This is a genomic window from Acinetobacter sp. USHLN143 (genome assembly GCF_037145695.1).
Classification (GTDB): domain Bacteria; phylum Pseudomonadota; class Gammaproteobacteria; order Pseudomonadales; family Moraxellaceae; genus Acinetobacter; species Acinetobacter fasciculus.
This window is the reverse complement of sequence record NZ_JBBCWZ010000308.1, coordinates 1-234: the sequence shown is the minus strand read 5'-3', so window position 1 is coordinate 234 and position 234 is coordinate 1. Positions and strand designations below refer to the sequence as shown.

Sequence of the window (234 nt, the reverse complement as noted above, 5' to 3'; positions counted from 1 at the left end):
AGTTAGTGTTACCCAACCTTCAACCTGCTCATGGATAGATCACCTGGTTTCGGGTCTATACCCAGCAACTAAACGCCCTATTAAGACTCGGTTTCCCTACGGCTCCCCTATTCGGTTAACCTCGCTACTGAATATAAGTCGCTGACCCATTATACAAAAGGTACGCAGTCACCGGACTAAGCCGGCTCCCACTGCTTGTATGCATGCGGTTTCAGGATCTATTTCACTCCCCTC

1 rRNA gene is annotated in these 234 nt (G+C 49.1%); it reads right to left on the bottom strand.

Annotation, left to right across the window (positions count from 1 at the left end):
* Positions 1–234: ribosomal RNA gene (locus WFH18_RS18650) — 23S ribosomal RNA — on the bottom strand; the annotation flags it as partial.